Origin of the sequence: Bacillus sp. 2205SS5-2 (assembly GCF_037024155.1) — a bacterium.
GTDB lineage: Bacteria > Bacillota > Bacilli > Bacillales > Bacillaceae_K > Bacillus_CI.
Map to the genome: position 1 here is coordinate 61,980 of NZ_JAYKTS010000017.1, position 20,158 is coordinate 82,137.

Here is a 20,158-nt window from a genome sequence, read left to right on the forward strand (position 1 = left end):
GCCTTCCTCTCCTTAACCAACAAAACTTTCTCGCTTGATATCTACTTTCCCTATTCTATATATCTTCCCAATTTTCATAAGAAAACATGATTTACATTGCGAAACATAAGACACCTTTACTCACGAAAGCGTAAAAATATTCTTATCCCTCTAACTCAGCCAATTTCATTATCGAACCAAATCGCACCCACATATAGTTGAAGACGGTTAAATTCAACTATATGCTGTGACCTAATAGCGTTATATAGATATTATGAAATAGATTGATCTAATTACCCCATTTATAATTCCCTAACAATTTTTCCAGACCGGATTTTTAATGGAATATATCTAGCTGAACCGGTATATATTATTTTTTCCAAATTAACAATTTCAATTTCAGATTCAATATTCACGACTTTGAACTCATTCGGTTCCAACCTCACAGAATAAGTCCCAATTTTATTCATTAATTCAAGTATCTGTTGGTTCTCTTCATAGAGATATTCTTCATTAAAATCAATTGAAAAGAAGACGTCTTTTCCACTATGATTTTCAAAGAACAGATCACATTCGGCCTGAATCATTGATTCATTAATCTTTTCAAAGGAACAGCCACTCTTGTCTTTTTGATAAGAAACAGCATAAATCCCCGGTGCTATGGTTCGTTGAAACATATATACAAGGAATGTAGGTAGCAGCAGCGACAAAACCAGTGCCAGAATTGTCATGCGTCCTTTGTATTTATCGAAAGAATGCCAAAGAAAAAAGACCCCCACCACCAAAAAGCTAAAAGACAGTATGCCGATAAATTGGAATCCATTCGAATTTGTAACAGGTATATTAACAAGATACAAGATTTCTTCCCCGAAAGGATGATTATGTGGGAATGGGAAATTGAATAGCATAGATAAACTTATGAATAGTAACGCAGCGAATAAAAATTTATTATTTTTGATCATGTTTCGACCCTCTTTTCAAAAAGGAACAGCAAGTAAGACATTGATTCATCACATCGCACATCCCTTTATTTCTATGGTTTGAAAGCATGTTTTTTCTACTTTCCATCTTGTATATTGCATACATCGAACTAATTTGAATGTGATAATGACTTCTTTTTTCAATATTAATTTGTGGAACAAGTCGGTTCTAACTGTCTTCTTTCTTCTTTATCGTTCTTGATTATGGCTCTTTTCGTATACATTGTGTCTATTTCATCTGATTTTTGACTAAATCCTCCATTTCACTGTTGATTTCTATCAAAAACAGACGGATCTAGCTGCAGTGACTTGCGGCTCGGGGTCAAATGAATAACCCTCCAGCGATGCAGGCATCACCTCCGAGTTCTTCATTTGCCTGACGCCGCAGGGCAGCCACTTCCGCTTTTCGTAAATGATGCCCGAAACAAAGCTATATCACAGTTGATTAACTGATACGAAAAGCCACGACCTTTGCGAAAACAGCCTTTATTATTGAAACATAACATGAGTAATGAAACAGGGTCATTTAATATGGTGAAAGTATTCTTCAACAACTATCATACTATATTTTAGTTGATATATCATGGATACCCATCTATTAATCTCCTTAAATGGATATCTAAACCAATTGCTTTTTATGTGTAAAAAGTTAGAATTATTCTCGGAGGAACGTGACTCATCATCAGAATGTTTATTTCTATATTTCATAATGATGTATTTTACTCCTACTGCTGCTGCTCAAGCTGGTGGGGTAAACAGGGAAATTAGATGCAAATGATCCTACAGCCATCATTGTGGGAGTGTATCAGTCGTTCTTTATGGAAAGCGCAATGGTCTCTATAAGGACAGCTTTAAATGAAGCAGTGATTATATAAATATCCCGATGAATAGAAATAAGAAAGTAGTCAAGTGGGCTAACTTTATCGAATGGATGTTAAATGGTCTTTCCTGCGAAAGGCGGCTATACTTATTGAGTTCGCTCATATAATATTGTTTTATTGATGGTAGAAATTTTTATTTTCACTCATAAAAGAAAACACTCAAACGTCCAAGGAAACCATTGAAGTGGATGAAATCTACTTTCTAGAGAGTTGTATGGAGCGAAAAAAGGAAAAGTTTAGAAGGCTCTTCACTATTGGTTCTCGTATCCTTTGTTGCTCTACCATATAAAAACGGATGGAAACACTCTTTTCTATCCCCATTTCGGGTAAGGAATGATGCGAAGTCATTCTTCATCACTAAATAAGAGCTAGTTTGAAAAGCCACGATCTTTGCGAAAACAGCGTTACTATTTGAATAACATCAATGCATATTATTTTTAAAAAAACGTGGATGCGTCGGTCCAATTTAGTTTCCACCAAGTTCTTCTTTTGCATCTTACTTGGTTTTTAGTTTCTAGATCTTCATTCAATGAAAAGTGATTTTAGTAAGAAAAAAGGAATGCTAACCCTTCCACTGTCCAAGGAACTAAGGTGACTACTCTTTCTTCGCGAGAAAAATATGAAGCATTTTTAAACTTCTACAACAGCAGCTTAATTGAACAGTGCACAAAAAAATCTTTCAATAGGCGGCTCATTAAATTGAATAAGTGTCTTGTGGAAATTCTAACACTTTGAAATAATTGATATTAAGTTAAAGGAATAGTATAAAACATTTGGTTTAGTGAGGCGCTTCTGTGATTTCATAATCCTATGTTTAAGTATGATGGTTTTTGGTATCTGTAACCATTCAGGTTTGGCAGTAAAATATTGGGAGGGGTTAAAAATTGATGAAACTTTTTTTTATGCTATCTGCTTTATCCATCCCTATTTCTATCCTTTTTGACCAAGAAGCGGCGGGGATACTAACAGCTCTATTATTAATGCTTATAGCGGCGTACTTTAGTAAACCCAGGCTCAATAAAAATAAGAATAAGTGATGGGAACAATCTGAACCAAATCTCAACATCCGTTCTTCTCTTAAATGGACAATAACTAAAGAGAATGTATTCTTCACTATGGAGCTGGTGGCTTTATTATGAAAAATAGATCAAAGCACTAATTTGATCATATTAACTCTTTAATCTTTTTCTAGCCATTGAACTTTCTTCATTCAATTTCAATCATACTATTACACTCATAATTTCTGATGCAGTTTCTTTTTTCTACTTTACTCGTGGACTTTCTAACTTGAAGAAACACTAACAGTTTACGGATAGAAGTTAGCCTATTAGTAGGTAAGTAACATTGGTCTTGAATATGGAGGGGGTAGCAGTCCCGTATGTATAGTTAGGTTGTAAAGCTCAAGGGGCGAAATCTGCAGATCAGCCAGATGATTTCCAGCTATTAATTTATTCAATTATTGAGCGGTTTAACGAGGTAGTGGAATTATAGGATGCTGAAAATCTTCGAATATTATAAATTTAAGGAGTTGACGTATTTTTTTAGAAATGTTCTTTGGTATCACACTTGTTTTGTTCGTGCTTGGATTATGCTTTTTAATGACATATTGGGGTGTCAATCAAATCTATAAGTATACAAAAAATTCAATAAATAAAAATGATACAGAAATTATGAAAGAGTTATATTCTTTAAAACAAAGAGTAGAATCTCTTGAAAAAAAACAAGACGATAACAGAAGTAATAAATATTAAATTGTTTCATCACAATTGCTGGACCAGGCTAGTGACTTCTTCGATTATACTGAAGTTAATTCGAATAAGAAGTTGTTAGATTTAATTTACAAAGGCTGTATTAGCAAAGTTTGTTGCTTCTCGCACCAGTCTATAAAAAGTGGAATAACTTTTCACGAAAAGATCCCTAAAATAAATGCTGCGATTATTGAGTAACGAAGGGAATCCCATTTTGACAGGATTCCCTCTTTTAAGCTCCTAAATCAACAATAAGCTTTTAAGTTGCTTTAATAAAGCATCAGTATTAATTTAATCGAATAAATCATTATTCACCCTCCGGTAATGAATTAAATTCTTCTTTTTTACTTTCAAACCAGGCTTTCATTGATTCAGGCTTTTCCATGAGTTCCTTCACCTCATTCATTGCTAATATATGTTTCTCGTCCCCTTTTTGAAACATCTCAATACCATGGGTTTTACTTTTTTCAGCCATCTCTTCAAAAGTATTTGCACGAAAAACTTTATCGCAAGCCCCACCAAGTTGTTCACAGGTCATTGTTTTCATATGTATCACCCCCTAAATTTTACAGCAATATAAGATGTATTTAATCTATCATTTAGGTCAGATAATTACAAATTTAGGTGCCCCATCAGGATTTTTTCTCAATTACTTATACAAAATGAAGAATTTGTAAAAAAGATTTTTATTAGTCGTTGTGATTCTTTGCTTTATCACTTACATTTTATTTCTTATTGAGGTGTATATTGAATAGATATGCATTTCTTTTTCAAGAATACGACTGCGCACAATTATCGCATAAGAATAAGATCCTGCTAATATATTGCAGGATCTCTGGGGAAAATCATACTCTATTATTCTATGGACATTTAAAAACACTTTAACAGATATTAAACTACTCATTGATCATTTACATCCTATTGATCTAAACACTGTTTATTATCACACAAAAGCCATTGATAAGGAAACGTTTGTTTACTCCACTCGTGTTGTTAAAAATTGCATCGCTTCTTGAAGGTTGGACTTAATATGTAATGATCCAAAATTAATTCCAATCGAAATAACAGTGTGAGCTACTACTGGACGAATGCCCGTGATAACGGTATCCACCCCTAGTAATTTTAACGCTGAAATAATTTTAAACAGTTGATCAGCCACCATGGTATCCACTTCTACTACTCCGGATAAGTCAAGGATGAGCCAATTTAGATTAAGTTTTGAAGCTGAATTTAACGTCTCCTCCATCATCTTGACCGCTCTGTCTGAATCTAATTTACCGATAACTGGAATAATCGCAATCCCTTTTGCAACGGGTACGATTGGGAGTGAAACTTCAAATAGAGCACTTTTGGCCAGCTCTAATGTTTGTTGATAGTGATGAATAAAACTTAAACTAAACGAATATACAGCAAAATCGAGCAAGGGATTAATTAGTTCAATCGTATCAAAAATCGTTTCAACCGTCATTTTTCTTACTTTCATAGCTTCTTTTAATGCGTCCCAAATATATTTACGGTAAAAACGAGTATCTTTTAGAGCTTCATTTAAAGGCGTTCCTGCCTCAAAAAAGAGCTTACCGTTGGTTTCCCCCCAATTTGAGATAATCTTATTTGCTTGTTCTTCATTTTCCTGATCTCTAAGAATTTCTCCAAACATCCCAATAAATTGAGCGCGTATATTAATCACTTCATCTTCCACATGACGAAGTTGGGCAAGTTGTTCTTTTGATAGAAAAACAATTCTACTTTCATGCACTTTTCTAGCAATCTCAAATTTCGTTTGAATAATATGTTCACCTAAATATGTCAATTCTTGCTTCATCAATCTTCCTCCAGGTCGAAGTCTATTTTAACTATTATAGCATAACAAGCGGTTTTCGTCTGTTATGCTTAACCTTAGAGACAAGGATGATAACCATGTTTTTCTAATCCTAATGGCTTGCAATAATATCCCTTCTATCTATTCATAGGTAATGTAATTTGGCTAGACGTTAATCCACATTCATCCATCTCTAGCGCTTGTATCTTATAGTTTGAAAATGCTTTTCGTAATGATATCTTTACCCTTTCTCGATCTTCTTTTCTAACAAAACATGCTAGTGTTGGCCCAGCCCCACTTATCGCAACCCCAAATGCACCATTTTGTTTGGCGATTTGGTTCACAGACTCGTAATGTGGTAGCAGCGGCTTGCGGTATGGATGATGAAAGAGATCATTCTCCATCAATTTTCCTACGATGGAAAATTCACCTTTCATTAAAGCCACAAGCATGACATTGCTTATGGAGGAAGCTTGAACGGCTTTTTCAAAGGGCATCATGGCAGGAAGCAGTGATCGAGCTGTTTCCGTTTTAAGTTCTTGCAAAGGAGTTATCGTAACAACTTCAAAGAATGGAAGCGTAAGTGGAATCACCTCTATCGCTTGATCCACAATACAACTTACTACACATCCGCCAAAAAGTGAGGCTCCGACGTTGTCAGGATGCCCCTCAAATTCAGCTGCCATTTTAAGTTTTTGTTGATGACTTAATTGTAAATCTCCGCAAAGATGAGCAAGTTCAATTCCAGCTAGCACTGCGGCTCCACTTGAACCGAGTCCACTTGCAACCGGAATATCACTTTGAATATCTATTCGACAAGGAGGTAATTCCGTTTGAAATTTTGCCGCTGTTTTAATCGCTGTCTCGACAATAAAATGTGATTCATCGTCAGGAAAACAAGTAAGTTCATGTGAAAGTGCATTCACTTCCCATTTATGATGAGGGAAGATTTTTAAGTTTAAGTACAGACGGAGAGCGAGACCAATCGAATCAAACCCAGGACCTAAATTCGCTGTGCTCGCTGGAACTGTGATTTCCCAAGCTGAATTTTTCATACCGAAATCCTCTCTTTAATAAATTGAGCCACTTTTACTACGTCATTTGGAAGGTCGATAGGTTCTATTACACTAGACTGAAGGGCCGTTTCAGGGTCTTTCAATCCATTTCCCGTAAGTACCATCACAACAGTTTGATCCTTCTTTACTCTACCTTGCTCATGTGCTTTCAATATGCCTGCAAGTGAAGCACAAGAAGCTGGTTCGGCAAAAATCCCTTCTTCTCTAGCTAAAAACTGATAAGCATGAATGATTTCAGCATCACTCACTTCTGCAATGGATCCACCTGAACCTGCCGCAGCTTCTATCGCTTGATTCCAACTCGCAGGGTTTCCAATGCGAATAGCGGTCGCAATCGTTTCAGGATGCGGAAAAATTCGATTATGCACAATTGGTGCTGCACCTTGTGCTTGAAAGCCGTACATAATTGGCAATCCGGTTTCTTTGGATTTATGGTATTCACGAAACCCCCTCCAATAGGCCGAAATATTCCCGGCATTCCCTACAGGTAATGCAATCACATCCGGTGCGTATCCAAGTGCATCACATATTTCAAATGCGCCTGTTTTTTGTCCCTCAAGACGGTATGGGTTCAATGAATTCACCATCGTTACAGGCTCTGTCTCACTTAACTTCTTCACAATTCGCAACGCGTCGTCAAAATTCCCATCAATTGCAACGATTTCCGCTCCGTACATCACCGCTTGAGCCAATTTCCCTTGAGCGATTTTCCCCTGAGGAATGACCACAATACATTTCATCCCTGCACGTGCAGCATACGCTGCGGCTGAGGCAGATGTGTTGCCCGTCGATGCACAAATAACTGTTGTGCTTCCTGCTTCTTTCGCTTTAGCTACCGCTAAGACCATCCCACGATCCTTAAAGGATCCCGTGGGATTAGCTCCTTCGACTTTTACATATAAGTTAAGCTCCAAGGTCAAGGATAGACTTTCTAGTTTAATTAGAGGCGTGTTCCCCTCTTGCAAAGATAAACTGGGTGTTAGGTCCGTGACGGGTAATAAACACTCATATTCCTTCAGTAACCCTTGCCAGTTCCTCACTTGAGGTTTCCTTCTTCCACACGATAGGTGCTATCCACTTTTAGCACTGCTGCAACTTCTTTCAGCTCCTCCATGATTCGGTCAAACGCCTCGAGTGACGCATGGTGAGTGACAAGAACAATCTCCGCTTTTCCGTCAGCCAATGGGTGTTGGAGCACTTTTTCTAAACTAACACCAAACTTTGCAAAAATCGTTGTTACTTGTGCCATCACTCCCACTTCATCTTGAATTGAAAACCGAATGAAGAATTTTGAAACTTTTTCAGCTTTTTTCTTTAATTGCTTCCGGTATTGAGGCATGACAGCGCTTTTCCCGTTCACCCCGAGTCGCATATTTTTCATAACACCAACGAGATCGGATACAACCGCAGTTGCTGTTGGCATACTACCTGCTCCTGGTCCGTAAAACATCGTTTCGCCGACGGCCTCACCGTATACATAAACTGCATTGAACTCATCATTAACCGACGCTAGCGGGTGCGAGTCGGCAATCAGGGTCGGTTGAACACTCACTTCCACTGAATCCCCGTCTCGATGGGCGTACCCAATTAACTTCATCGTATAGCCGAATTGTTTTCCGTAAAACAAATCATCATCGGTCACATCAGTGATTCCTTTTACTTCAACATCATCTAGATCAATTTTCATTGAAAACCCTAAAGTTGACATAATCGCCATTTTCCTTGCAGCATCTAGCCCTTCTACATCGGCTGCCGGGTTCGCCTCGGCATACCCTAATTGCTGAGCTTCAGAGAGGACGTCCTCAAAGGAACGAGCTTCTTTCGTCATTTTAGTTAAGATAAAATTGGTGGTCCCGTTGACTATTCCCATCATTTTCGCAATTCGATCCGAGGCTAACCCGTCAACTAAGCTTCTCAAAATTGGAATTCCTCCTGCCACACTTGCTTCATAAAACAAATCACAAGCGTGCTCTGACGCAAGTACTAATAGTTCTGGACCATGAACAGCCATCAAATCTTTATTCGCCGTTACGACATGTTTTTTTTGTTGTAGCGCGACGCTCAAGTAATTCTTGGTCTCTTCTACTCCACCCATCACTTCTACAATAATGTCAATCTCAGGATCGAGTAAAATGTCCTCAGGATTATCGGTTAAGAACCCCTCAGGAACGAAAACATCTCTATCCTTGTTTAAATCCTGAACGAGGGCTCTCTTTATTTTCACGGGACATCCTACCTGATGAATAAGCTTATCTTGATGATTTTCAATAACCTTAACAACTCCACAGCCTACTGTACCTAATCCGAATAATCCGACAGATAATGATTCCATGACGCCACACCTCCTCTTGTATTTTAGGTAAAAGCTTTGAAAAACGATTCTACTATCGTGTTTTTTGAAAAGGCTGTTTTCAAAAAATTTGTTACTTTTCGTATCAGTCAATAAACTGTAATATCGCTTTGTTTCAGGGCAGCTTTTCGTCTATTTTTGGTGAGAATCAACTGTAAAATGGAGGATTCCATCAAAATTAGATAAAACAGCAACAATGGATACGAAAAGAGACTATAAAAATAAAGAGGATTATCTTATTTTCTTTCTTCCTAATCGAAACGTGAAGAGGTTTGACCATTTTATGAGGACAATATTACGCTCCTTAAGAGCATAGGTCAAGATTATATTTTGACTACTCTGAAAATTGTTTTTTGTTGTATCCGCTTACACCTAGACGGGGTATGATTTAATCCCCCATTGATTTTTTAAGGCTCTTTTCGTATACATTGAGGCGACTTCATCTGATTTTTGATTAAATCGCCCATTTCACTGTTTACTTCCATCAAAAACAGACGAAATGATGCCCGAAACAAAGCTATATCAACGATTATAGGCTGGTTCGAAGGGAAACAAACTTTAGTCGATATTCTACGTCTTCAACCTAAAGTCTCTTTTGCAAAAATTGTTACTTTCATATTAGTACAAGGCTGTTTTCGCAAAGATTGTGGCTTTTCGAATATGAAGGAATCCCTTGACTTGTATGACTTCGTGCTCTTTTCCTAATGAAAAATTCTTCATTTCTAGATAAAAAGGAAGAAATCAATCGAAAAAACCCTACTGCTTGTTTTTTCTTTGTGTCAAGAGCAACAATATATACGAAACGAGCCTAGTACAAAAACCTCAAGAAGGATAATCTCTAGAGACCTTTTGTATCCTCTACAAAGCCGACGATTGAAAAGATGAGGTTGTGCATTTATTTTAGTAGTTGCTGCCACAATGGACACGAATAAAGCCTAATTCAAAAGGGCATCCACAAGTGGATGCCCTTTTGATTTTTTGTCGGATGGAGAGATTAATTTTTTAATTTATTTTCCCTACTCATTGAAAAACATCATCTGAATTGGGTCTAGACTCTTTTTGTAAGGCTCTTTTGCATACTTTGTTGCTGTATCATACAAAAAAGGATGGAAATACTCTTTTCTTTCCTCATTTCGGGTTAAAAATGATGGGATAAGATACCCGAAGTCATTCTTCATCACGAATTGAGGGCTAATTCGAAAAGCCACAATCTTTGCGAACACAGCCTATTGTAAAAAAGATGGTTTCACTGAGATCGTGTATAGAATTACAATGGAGGACATAATGATATTACCTAAAAAGGGTTGAATAACTTCCGGTGAAATTAATGACAAATTAATCAGACCGAAAATCAACGAGTACAATAGCATCACCCAAAACCCCCAGGATTTGAGGCTGAAATAACCAAATATCATAATAAAGGTGAAAAGGGCCACTAACACCCTCATTGGTTGTTCTGGAATCGCTGGAACAGCAAATACTTCAGCGATTCCTACCTCAGTGGCAAGAGGCTCGTAAAAAAATGCGGTATACAATAAAACAAGCGAGCCAAACACATAGAAGCAACTGATTAGTGACACACCCAATGGTCTTTTCATAACACATCTTCCTTCCAACCAATTTTCTTCCATCACCATCTCTAGAGTTTTTAAAAAGACTATTTTCGCAAGGATTGTTGCTTTTCGAATTGGGATATATCCTTTGACTTGTAAGCCTACGTGCTCTTTTGCAATGGAGTAAATTTTGCTTTCAAAAAAATGCAAGAAAGAACTCGGAAAATCTTACTCCCTATTTTCCTTTGTGCAAGGAGTAACAAAGTTTACGAAAATCGCCTAATAAAGATTGTCTTAAGTGCCACTTATTTCAATCTTGAAAGAGAGTCCATGATCTACAATTAATCTATACGATCACAGGTCCAAATAGATTCAATTCGATGGGAAAACGTATCTGAAAGTTTATTGCATCACATTCCCCTCACCCTGTAGCAATGGGTTCAAGTTAGCAATAATCAACTACCTTCAAGCATGTACAATCTCGTTAAGTGCTTCTTCGATCGTATTGTAGGTGAACGTAAACCCTTTAGCTAGAAGCTTTTCTGGTACCACCCATCGACTTTTTAGAATCAATTCCGTTTCGGTTCCGATAAATCGTGCCCCAAATTCCAGCATCCATTTTGGAGAAGGCAAACCGTAGGGTCGTTTCATTGCATTTCGAAGCTCCTTCATGAGTTCTGCATTGGTAATTGGTGAAGGTGCTGAGCAATTAATGATGCCATTTACTTCTTTTCGATTACTGAGAAAAAGAACAATGGAAAATAAATCCTCGATATGAATCCAGCTGAATTTTTGATTTCCAGGGCCTTGAACTCCACCAAGACCAAATTTCACCATATGGGTGTATGGAACCATAACTCCTCCAGTTGATCCTAAAACGATGGAAATTCTCAATGCTACTTGTCTTGTATTCGGAAGAGAGAAGGAGAAAAATGACTCTTCCCACTGTCTTGCTACATCGACGGAAAATCCCTCACCAAGTTCTCCTGTCTCTTCGGTCATCGGTCGGTCCTCAGCATGACGATAAATCGTCGCAGAACTAGAATTCAGCCAAAGTTGGGGTGGTGTTTCACATTGCTGAATAGCCTTTCCAAGAAGCTCAGTCGTCTCGATTCTTGAATTTAAAATCTTTGCTTTATTTTTTTCATTATAACGACAATTCACTGATTTACCGGCAAGATTTAGAAGTAACTCCGCGTTTTCAAGCGCTCGGGCAACACCTGAAAAATCCTCCCAAATCACGTGTGGCGGCTGCCTTGAAATAATTATTACTTCGTACCCAAGCTTTTCAAACTGTTTTTGAAAATATTGACCGATAAATCCTGTTCCACCGGCAAGAACAACTTTTTTTCTCATACATACTCATCCTCTCTTTAATTGCTTACTGCATATCCATAAAAAATGCTCAGAATATGGAGGAGATACTTTTTTAAAGGCTATTTTCGTATACATTGTGGTTATTTCATCTGATTTTTGACTAAATGATCCATCCCACTGTTCATTTTCATCAAAAATAGACGAAAAGATGCCCGAAACTAAGCTATATCATAGATTGTAACCTGATTCGAAAAGCAACAAATTTTGCGAAAAAACCTTGTTAATAAAGCTTTTTTCGATTGCATTATCATCTTTAAATTAATGGTCAATGAACCTATACTTTAACAATGACTTCAATGATAGTAAACACGAAAAGATACCTTACAAAATATACGTCATCTTTACTAGCTGCAGAAACGGTTGTCTTATACGTAACTACTGTCAGTATGAACGGACATTTCTTGTTTAATTAACGTAATCGCATGTAACACATCTCGCTCATTATGAACCCCCATTAGAGCGATTTGCACCCAGTTCCTTACTAATAGATAGTCACTTTCATAGCTTATGAGAATCCCTTTGTCTCTACATCTGTCGCCAAACCTCTTGCTAGAAAGTCTCGTTGGAAGAGCAATGGTTACTATTCCGGGAGAATAAAACTCCTTACAGAGAACGTTAAAACCGCTGGAAGACAGTTCTTTTCTCACTTTCTCTGCCAAAGCTTTATCTCTTGGATAATCCACGAACTTCAATGCTTCGATTAACGCCTTCACATGGTTAGAAGAATGGGTAAACGGAATGCTTTGATTCTCATTATACATGCCTAAATCTAAGTACCTTGGTATATTTCCCTTGGCCTCAATATTATCTCTATGAAACACGATCGCAAGTCCAGGAAAGGATCCAAGTCCCTTTCCACTTACAGTCGTAGCCAAATATACCTTTTGAAAGTTTACTGGTACCACTCCAACTGAGCTACATGCATCAACACATACTTCAACCTCATGTTTTTGACCAATCGTTAGTAAACCATCCAAGTCAATTAAATAGCCTGTAGAGGTTTCACAATGAACGGTCCAAATCCATTTAATCTGGGAATTTCTTTGTAGCAGACGATCGACTTCATCAAGAGAAATACTCTGCTCCCACTCTTTTTCTATAGTTTGAAAGTTTAAGTCCATTCTGAGCGCATGATCAATTAACCGATACCCAAATTCCCCGTTTGCCAAGATAAGACCTTCTCCTCTAATATCTTTCAGTTGCGCTGCGACTACGTCATTGGAGAACGTGCCTGTTCCAACCATCACTTGAGCATGGTTTGCATTTGTTAATTCACATAATCCATCCTGTAATTCCTTCATCTCCTGAATAAAACTGCCATTTCGATGAGAAAGGGGGCTCGAGCTAAAAGCTTCTTTTACTGTTGAATGAACAGAAACAGGTCCCGGTAAAAAGGTTTGTACAAATGCTGATTTACGCTCTTTTTCCATCAAGCGTTGATAGGCTTTTGTCGATTGTTCAAAGTTTTCACGCGTCAAATACATCGGCTGAAATTTTGCTTTTTCAGTTCCAACCATAGGACCAAAGGGGCTAAACCCCATTCTTTTATAGAGCTTCAACTGACCGACTGTGCCAGAAATAAGGGCAATAGTATATTTCTTTTCTAAACAATAGCTTACTAATCGCTTCGATAATTGATAAAATACCCTGGTACTTCTATCTTTTTCTTTTACCGATAGTAATCGAATTTCGCAAGGAACGGCATCCTCAGGCAAAAATGTATCTAGATTGCTAAGTTTTTGATCAAGTGAAAACGGGCGATTTGATCGAATCGCAATCATTCCGACCACTTCATTTTCTCTTTTCGCAATAATATATGTATTTTCATCATGGAATTTATCGACTAATTTATGGACTGAATTGGTTTCATGTTGCTTAATTTCTTCAACGAATGTTTTGTAATTTAATTGATAGATTTGGTCAAATTCACTCGGTTCTGTTGCCATTTTACAAATAAGTTCAGGTTTATTCATTGTGCAGCCTCCAATGCTTGTTCCAGGTAAAATTCATTTCTTTTTATGTGCAAAGATTACGACGACAAACAAGGTCAGTAAGCCTAGAGGTGTGATAACAGATTCCTCTAATAAAAACGCAGCGACCGGGATCGATCCCATTGAAATAAAGCCAGACAACGTGTATCGCCGAAATAGAAAATACGAAAAACACATCGTAACGGCAGAGATTGGTATGCTAATTGGGGTCAAGAATAAAGCTGCGGCAAAATACACGACGACCCCCTTCCCACCTCGAAATTGTAACTGCACCGGATAAAGATGGCCAAGTAGTACAAAAAACGAACTTAAAACTAAATAGCTCTCATGGGTATCTGCCCAAAAATAGACGATTGTTAAGGCCACCAACACTTTACAAACATCAATCACTAGAGTCAGAAGAAACCCTTTCTTCCCAAGTACCCTCCCAGCGTTTGTTGCCCCAACATTCCCACTTTCAATATTGCGGATATCTTCTCCTAAAAAATATTTGACGATATAAAAAGCTCCCATTAGACTACCTAGACCGTATGAAATTAGTATAATGGGAAGGATTTTCGTCAGAATTTCCAATATGAACCACCCCAAACATTATTGTTGATCCTTAGCAGAAATCACTTTTAATACTTGTCTAAATTCACCCATTCCCTTTTTTTCTTTCTTTTATTTAGGCGCATACTTTGTTACTGTTGCATACAAAAAAGATGGAAACACTCTTTTCACTGTCCTCATTTCGGGTGAAAATGATGCGAAAAAATGCCCGAAGCCATTCTTCATCACGAGAGGAGAGGGCTAATTCGAAAAGCCACAACCTTTGCGAAAACAGCCTTTATTTAGTATAAAAAATGGAAGATACAAAATGGAAAAAAGAAACAGCGCTATTCCTTCTAATGAAAAAATATACCACGGATAAGGACCTAAGTAATCTATCAAACTTGCATTATAAGGTTTATGATCCAAAAACATATAATTCGCACCAATTGCATGATTCAAATTAAACACGATGAAAGCGATGATATTAAGAGCGACAAATGAGCGAATCATGGACGAGAACGTTACCCTATACTGCTCGATCCACACCATAAATAAACAGGACAAAACAATAGCTAAATGGGCAGTGAAAAATTGAAAATAACGGAAATGAGGAAAGCCGAAAAAAAGCTCCGGGGTGATAATTGCAAAGAATGCCCCAACCATACTTGTAAAAAAAGTAATTTCAAAAACCCGATAACTTCTTGTTAATAGCATAATTAAACATAAATATAGAGAAAGAGAGCATAATTGTAACGGTAGGTTTATCGTGGAATCCCACTTATCATTTACGATGTACCAAATCTGAAAGGATACCTCTCCAAATAGCAGCAAAAAAATCAGGAGGTTGTTCACTACCTTTTTCCCTTTTGTATTTCTGATTTTTTCTCTAAAGAGATACATAGATATCATGCACCCGATGGATACAAAAATCGCTACCAGGTGAGGCAAGGAAAATAACTGAAACGGATACTCCTCATATGAAAATCGATAATAATCCTTCATCCGATCCCCTCAATTTCGTCTAGTAGGCCTATTAATTCACTATTAACCCATTCCCTTTAGTATTATTTAAAATGTCTCTTATTTTTTCAAAAGCAGCAAAAATAGAGTTCATCATTAAAAAAAGTTTTGTTTCAGCCTAGATACAGCGGACTTTTTAGATTTCTGACCTTCTTTTCGTCATGATTTTACTCCAATCCTGCCAAAACGGACGCTTCCTCATCTTTATAGGATCAATAGCAATAAGAAAACCCTTACAGATTACTGTCTACCTGTTGGAATTTCGCACACCTTCTTTGTTAATCGTACCATTACAGCTGAAAAATGAATAGACTTTATCCTCTGCAGACCTCTCACTTTTTATCTTCAATTCCTGTGGAAACTACCTTTTTTATCCCCCTTCAGATCAGTACGAAAAGGCATACTTTCTCCCATAAGGTCATACTATGAAAGATTCTCCTCTAAAAAGAAGCCGTTACACTATAAGCAAAAAATGGCCACTCCATAATTTGGAGTCGCCATTCTCATCCCACCTTTGCTTCAATTTATAGAAGATTTGAAATTAAGATTCTTTTAAAAGATGTGGTACCTATTCTTATCAGTATGGCTAATTTTCTTGTCTAAATTAATTTTCATTAGTATTAATAATTGGCATTCCTTCTTTATCTAGCAAAGGTGTTATGCTTCAACCTTCTCCGTTCCAACTATTTAAAAATAATGAACTCCTGTTTCTTTGTCTACCAACAGTTTACAACCTGAGAGCAACCCTACTTTTTCTATGTGAACAACCTCAAATCTTTAACGCCCATTCTTGCGAAACATTTCTTTCAAACCTCCCTTATTAATTGATATTCCGTTCGTTTAACCTCTATTACTTTTCCACCGATACAATATGCAGTGTCAAACCATAATTGCTTGAATTGTTTCCCATCTACTTTTGGCGGTTTATTGGCTTTTGATTTATAAAAATTAGTTACACCATTATTAATTTTCATCCTGTGTTCTTCACCACAAGCTTCAAACTGAATTTAAATGATTGCAAACTATCACTAATATCCGTCATTTCAAATCTCAATGATGAAAGTAAGAATTCTTTACTACCTGTGATTAAGGTTTACGTTACTTAGACAACCGTAAACAAAAACCAAGCAAGATAATTATCAAGATATTTTATATCCACGCCTTCAAAACGATCTACCCAGTTTTTCCTACGAGAATGAAGACCACTTACATTCTGGATGTCGAATTAGATCTTTATTACGTGCTTCTCTTCTATTGATTTATTTCGATAATGGTCTATCTTACATCGGTTTTACAGGCTCTCCAAGCATCAGTAATAAGTGCATTGTCAGACGTTAGTTTAGAACCAATCATATCCTCAATCATAGTTTTCAGAATTACTCCCATACAAGCTACCTTTGATACAGTAGCCTTTGTAATGTCTCTGACAACATGGACACATACTTGTTCGTGACTAATTCCTCCGTGTTTAGATTTACCGCCACCTTTACGAGGTTTACATTCTGAAATACCGCTATTTCCCATTTCAAAATATAATGAAATACCCTAAAAACAAGGGAAGACCGGCCTACAACAAGCCATACACTTAATTGAGTTTTATTTCCTATTATTACTTTGCTCTTTTCGTACACTTTATGGCTATTTTATCTGATTTTGACTAATTCCTTCATTTCACTGTCGATTTCCATCAAAAACAGAGGAAATGATGTACAAAACAAAGCTATATCATCGATAATCAACTGCTACGAAAAGCAATAATTTTCCGAAAACAGCCTATTACTTTTAAGAAAATCCATAGAATAAAAGTTAACAAAAAGACGAAATATTGATTCTTCATTGATTGCTAGCCAAGATGATCCCATTACTCAACGTCACCACGTGGGCTCTTTGATTGAAGAGTTATCAACCCCCGATGGATTAGAGGCAAACATACTAAAGACGATAATTACCTGGCTCATCAACATTCATATAGGGCAGTTTGATACCCTTTTTTATTACGATTATAATGACTACTCTCTTTTCGGAAAAATTGTATCTCTTCGAATATGAATATATCCGCTGATTTGTATGACTTCGCGCTCTTTTCCTTATGAAAACTTCTCCATTTCTAGATAAAAAGTATTCGAATAATAAAAACTGATTATCTCTTTAGCTTAGAGCAAACAAAAAAACAATGAGAAGAGATAATCATTTTTCCTCATTGTTTTTTTGTTATTAAATTGTTTCGTACTCATATAATAAAAAAATTAAAATCAGAAAGTTATTTTCATTTAAAGCGTATCCCAAAAGAATATATTGATTACAAGTGCTATGAAGATCGTAACAAAACTCATTATACTATTACCAGCTATGCCAATCCTCTTATATATTCCATTTTCTGAAAACACTGATATTACTAGCCCAAATAGTGAAATTACAATACAAATAACAATACCCACAAAAAGAAAGTTATCACGACCCAATATTACACTACCCAACATCACTATAAGAAACACGCCCCATCCAAATATGAAAAAGATAGTTGATATAACACTAAATTTTTTCTTCATTTTCTCTCCTCTCATAAATTCCACATTTCTTTTAACTAGTTAAATCTAATTATTTCAAAATACACACCCGTTTACAATTCTGCATCGCCATCAAGCTAAGGATAAATAGTTCCCCCAGAATGAAAAAAATGAAGGAACAAGGGGTAATTCATTTAGAAGCTATCCAATTAAAGGGGAGTTTCTTCTGGTACGGATTACATGTTGCAGCAGGATCATTCATCGATAGGAAATCTGAACGACAATATAGTTATTCAAGAAAAGCGCTTTTAATGCACATAAGACCAAAAGAGCGACACAAGTTAATGAAGTAATCGAGATTATTAGAATAAGTTTCACCTTATAAAATCCTTGTAAATTAACGCGAAAAAAAAACACATATGTAAAAGAATAGCGATTGTAAATAACATGATTTTGAATACCTTCATAGAAACCCCTTTTAAATTTAAGTTGACCATAGCATTTCCATAAGTAGAAGAACTATACGAGAAAAGATGATAGCATCCTCTCGACACAAAGAGCGACACAAAGTAGGTGAGCGTCCACACCCACTCCTTTGAGCTTTCATAGAATGATACTATGAAAGGAGTTGACAATAAATGATGCAACTCAAGCCTTTTCAAGATGGACAAGAACCCATTTGTATACATGTTCACAAGGTGTATGACTGGATCATCAATGAAGCTGATTTCACGTTACCATTAGGGAATACAACGATTTCTTTCCCTGGATTACCTGCTGGAGCAGACTTATCAGGAGCAACGACTACATGTGAGGTACTACCTGATCCCACGAATCCCTTTAAGATCGTGAGTAGGGAAGATCGTACGGTTATCATTGATGGGGAAGAAGTAACGCTACAATGGGTAACGATTCAAAAGAATGTAATCATTACGTTCATGATTATGTTGGCTGATGGAACGGTCTATAGAAGTCCTGATACGGAGGTACAGAATTTATATGTGTCTAATTTTGGTGATGACACCGTTGAAATCTATGATATATCCACTCCAACAGCACCTGTACGAGTAACCGAGTTTGGGGCTGGCGAGTTAAATAGTCCAGTAGATTTAGCCATCACAGCTTCCATTCTCTATGTATGTCAAGTAAACATTGACACCGTTGAAATCTATGATATATCCACTCCAGCAGCGCCTGTACGAGTAACCGAGTTTGGGGCTGGCGAGTTGGATGGACCATTTAGTTTAGCCGTTACAGGTTCTACTCTCTATGTTAGTAATGTCAACGATAACACCGTTGAAATCTATGATATATCCATTCCAACAGCACCTGTACGAGTGACCGAGTTTGGGGCTGGGGAGTTAAATAGTCCAGTAGGTTTAGCCATCACCGGTTCTATTCTCTATGTAAGTAATAACGGTGATGACACCGTTGAAATCTATGATATATCCACTCCAACAGCACCTGTACGAGTAACCGAGTTTGGGGCTGGCGAGTTGGATGAACCAGTAGGTTTAGCCATCACCGGTTCTATTCTCTATGTAAGTAATATCAACGATGGCACAATTGAAATCTATGATATATCCACTCCAACAGCACCTGTACGAGTGACCGAGTTTGGGGTTGGGGAGTTGGATAGACCATTTGGCTTAGCCATCACCGGTTCTATTCTCTATGTAAGTAATAGCAGTGGCGATAACACCGTTGAAATCTATGATATATCCACTCCAACAGCACCTGTACGAGTGACCGAGTTTGGGGCTGGGGAGTTGGATGGACCAGAAGGTCTAGCCATTGTGGGTAGTGCCCCTCAACGATTTTCTCTTTTTGAGCAAGTCGTATTATGTGCGCCAACCGGAACCAACATTGATATCACTTATACTCAACGAGATTGTTTTGTTGTGAGCACTGGCACTCTTACTGAATCTCCAGGGGGCGGACAAATCACATTCTCTAATTTAATCATTAAGCTGACCCTTTGCCAAAGTATTCAGTCTAAATTCCCTGTAGTCGTAGAATTAGAAGCCGACTTCTGTCAACCTAGAGACATGTTACCACAACTTTGTCCATCACCCGTTAGACCACCACAGTGTCCCATAGTATTTCCGGATTTCCCACCTTCCTCATCATAGTTTTGAGAAAGGTGAGGAGGGACCCATGGTTTTCATTTTAAAATGGATGAACGGGAATAAATTTAATGAACACTTCGAAGAAATTGCGCAGTAAATTTATTTATCTCCCTTTCCAAAATAACGGGACTACCTTTTTATGAAAGTCAACATTAAACCTTCAGGAGAAAAAGCTATTTTGATCAATATTATCAAAATGGCTTCTTTTTGTTAA

At 37.2% G+C, this 20,158-nt stretch carries 15 protein-coding genes and 2 pseudogenes; 3 read left to right on the top strand and 14 right to left on the bottom strand.

From position 1 onward, the window contains the following. Positions 1-281: 281 nt before the first annotated feature. Positions 282-941 (bottom strand): hypothetical protein, encoded by a 660-nt coding sequence (locus tag U8D43_RS12575; RefSeq protein ID WP_335871530.1) that lies wholly within the window; start codon positions 939-941, stop codon positions 282-284. Positions 942-2,724: 1,783 nt separating this feature from the next. Here U8D43_RS12575 and U8D43_RS12580 point away from each other — a divergent pair. Beyond that, on the top strand, positions 2,725-2,877 hold the full coding sequence (locus U8D43_RS12580) for a hypothetical protein (protein WP_335871555.1): 153 nt from the start codon (positions 2,725-2,727) through the stop codon (positions 2,875-2,877). Between the two features lie 1,018 nt (positions 2,878-3,895). Here U8D43_RS12580 and U8D43_RS12585 read toward each other — a convergent pair. From U8D43_RS12585 to U8D43_RS12640, 13 genes and pseudogenes are all read right to left on the bottom strand, one after another. Beyond that, positions 3,896-4,135, bottom strand: a complete 240-nt coding sequence (locus U8D43_RS12585) for a DUF1059 domain-containing protein (protein ID WP_335871531.1) — start codon at positions 4,133-4,135, stop codon at positions 3,896-3,898. Between the two features lie 429 nt (positions 4,136-4,564). Continuing rightward, complete coding sequence (locus tag U8D43_RS12590) at positions 4,565-5,410, bottom strand: STAS domain-containing protein (protein ID WP_335871532.1); 846 nt, start codon at positions 5,408-5,410, stop codon at positions 4,565-4,567. A gap of 134 nt (positions 5,411-5,544) precedes the next feature. Continuing rightward, entirely contained in the window at positions 5,545-6,462 is a 918-nt protein-coding gene (gene thrB, locus U8D43_RS12595; protein WP_335871533.1) for a homoserine kinase, read from the bottom strand. After that, a complete protein-coding gene (gene thrC, locus U8D43_RS12600; protein WP_335871534.1) occupies positions 6,459-7,523 on the bottom strand; it encodes a threonine synthase in 1,065 nt (354 codons plus the stop codon). Before thrC ends, thrB begins: the two co-directional genes overlap by 4 nt. Next, a complete protein-coding gene (locus U8D43_RS12605; RefSeq protein WP_335871535.1) occupies positions 7,520-8,815 on the bottom strand; it encodes a homoserine dehydrogenase in 1,296 nt (431 codons plus the stop codon). Before U8D43_RS12605 ends, thrC begins: the two co-directional genes overlap by 4 nt. Positions 8,816-10,059: 1,244 nt before the next feature. Then, positions 10,060-10,431 (bottom strand): hypothetical protein, encoded by a 372-nt coding sequence (locus U8D43_RS12610; protein WP_335871536.1) that lies wholly within the window; start codon positions 10,429-10,431, stop codon positions 10,060-10,062. A 420-nt stretch (positions 10,432-10,851) separates the two neighbouring features. Then, the gene (locus U8D43_RS12615; protein WP_335871537.1) at positions 10,852-11,742 is read right to left on the bottom strand and encodes a TIGR01777 family oxidoreductase; all 891 of its coding nucleotides are present in this window, start codon (positions 11,740-11,742) and stop codon (positions 10,852-10,854) included. A 386-nt stretch (positions 11,743-12,128) separates the two neighbouring features. After that, a complete protein-coding gene (locus tag U8D43_RS12620; protein ID WP_335871538.1) occupies positions 12,129-13,736 on the bottom strand; it encodes an aminotransferase class V-fold PLP-dependent enzyme in 1,608 nt (535 codons plus the stop codon). A 33-nt stretch (positions 13,737-13,769) separates the two neighbouring features. Beyond that, positions 13,770-14,327 carry a glycerol-3-phosphate acyltransferase gene (locus U8D43_RS12625; protein ID WP_335871539.1) on the bottom strand — a complete coding sequence of 186 codons (558 nt, stop codon included), beginning with the start codon at positions 14,325-14,327 and terminating at the stop codon, positions 13,770-13,772. Positions 14,328-14,546: 219 nt separating this feature from the next. Continuing rightward, a complete protein-coding gene (locus U8D43_RS12630; protein ID WP_335871540.1) occupies positions 14,547-15,290 on the bottom strand; it encodes a YwaF family protein in 744 nt (247 codons plus the stop codon). Between the two features lie 705 nt (positions 15,291-15,995). Beyond that, a pseudogene (locus U8D43_RS21015) lies at positions 15,996-16,073 on the bottom strand (hypothetical protein); the annotation flags it as partial. Positions 16,074-16,114: 41 nt separating this feature from the next. Further along, complete coding sequence (locus U8D43_RS12635) at positions 16,115-16,282, bottom strand: hypothetical protein (protein WP_335871541.1); 168 nt, start codon at positions 16,280-16,282, stop codon at positions 16,115-16,117. After that, positions 16,279-16,844, bottom strand: a pseudogene (locus U8D43_RS12640) (IS1595 family transposase); the annotation flags it as partial. The gene U8D43_RS12635 and the pseudogene U8D43_RS12640, both read right to left, overlap by 4 nt. A gap of 1,141 nt (positions 16,845-17,985) precedes the next feature. On the opposite strand from U8D43_RS12640, the gene U8D43_RS12645 reads away from it, so the two are divergent. Together U8D43_RS12645 and U8D43_RS12650 are read left to right on the top strand one after the other, a co-directional pair. Further along, the gene (locus U8D43_RS12645; RefSeq protein ID WP_335871542.1) at positions 17,986-18,168 is read left to right on the top strand and encodes a hypothetical protein; all 183 of its coding nucleotides are present in this window, start codon (positions 17,986-17,988) and stop codon (positions 18,166-18,168) included. A 285-nt stretch (positions 18,169-18,453) separates the two neighbouring features. Further along, positions 18,454-19,947, top strand: a complete 1,494-nt coding sequence (locus U8D43_RS12650; protein ID WP_335871543.1) for a BMQ_0737 family morphogenetic spore coat protein — start codon at positions 18,454-18,456, stop codon at positions 19,945-19,947. The last annotated feature ends 211 nt before the right edge of the window (positions 19,948-20,158 follow it).